Origin of the sequence: Microvirga sp. Mcv34, from assembly GCF_024519725.1 — a bacterium.
Taxonomy (GTDB): Bacteria; Pseudomonadota; Alphaproteobacteria; order Rhizobiales; family Beijerinckiaceae; genus Microvirga.
This window is the reverse complement of record NZ_JALJRK010000247.1, coordinates 1-1140: the sequence shown is the minus strand read 5'-3', so window position 1 is coordinate 1140 and position 1140 is coordinate 1. Positions and strand designations below refer to the sequence as shown.

The 1140-nt window shown below is 64.1% G+C and carries 1 protein-coding gene; it reads right to left on the bottom strand.

All coding sequences use genetic code 11. From position 1 onward, the window contains the following. Entirely contained in the window at positions 1 to 1080 is a 1080-nt protein-coding gene (locus OC446_RS30430) for an IS630 family transposase (RefSeq protein WP_262032593.1), read from the bottom strand. Positions 1081 to 1140: the final 60 nt, after the last annotated feature.

Below are 1140 nucleotides of genomic sequence, written 5' to 3'. Positions count from 1 at the left end.
CTAGTGTTGTGACTCTAACGCTTGTTTCGCACGGGCGACCTTTTCCAGGATCGATGAGGCCGAGGCTGTCCAGACAAAGGGTTTGGGATCCGCATTGTGGTGCTCCAGGTAGGCCATGATCGCCCTCTCCAGGTCGGGCACGCTCGTGAAGGCGCCGCGCCGAATGCGCTCCTGGGTGATCAGGGCAAAGAAGCGCTCAACCTGGTTGAGCCATGAGGCCGAGGTCGGCGTGAAGTGCAGGTGGAAGCGCGGATGCTTTTCGAGCCAAGCCTTCACCTTCGGGTGCTTGTGGGTGGCGTAGTTGTCCACGATCAGGTGCAGGTCGAGGCGCTTGTCGGTGTTGCGATGGATGACGCGCAGGAAGCGCAGAAACTCCTGATGGCGATGGCGCTTCATGCAGGTGCCCAGGACCATGCCGGTCGCCACATCGAGAGCGGCAAACAAGGTCGTGGTGCCATGCCGTTTATAGTCATGGGTCATCGTGCCGGCGCGTCCCTTCTTGAGCGGCAAGCCCGGCTGGGTGCGGTCGAGCGCCTGGATCTGAGACTTTTCATCAACCGCGAGCACCAGGGCTTTGTCCGGTGGATCGAGATACAGGCCGACCACGTCCTGGACCTTCTCGACAAAGCGCTGGTCGGTGGACAGCTTGAAGGTCTTGATCAAGTGCGGCTTGAGGCCATGGGCGTGCCAGATCCGCTGCACGCTGGTGTGGGACAGGCCCACGGCAGCCGCCATGGAGCGCACGCTCCACTGGGTCGCTCGCGGCGGCTTCTCGTGCAGGGTCATGGCGACAACCCGCTGGATCACCGCTGCCGTCAGGGGCTTGCGCCCCGGCGGGCGGGTGGCGTCCTTGAGAAGCCCTTCGACGCCCGCCTGCGCATAGCGGCGGCGCCAGCGCCGCACGGTCAGAGTGCTCGTGCCAACGCGGCCGGCGACCTCGGTGGCGCGCAGGCCCTCGCCCGTCAGCAAAACGATCCGAGCCCGCCAGACGACCTTCTGGGGTGTGTTGCGGTCGCGGACCAGGCTCTCCAGGCGATCCCGATCAGCGGCGGGAACCTCAATGCGTTCGATCTTACCCATCCGAGCAACATCGCACGCCGGACCAGATTTCGGAATCGCTCGTCAGTGACAGAACACTAG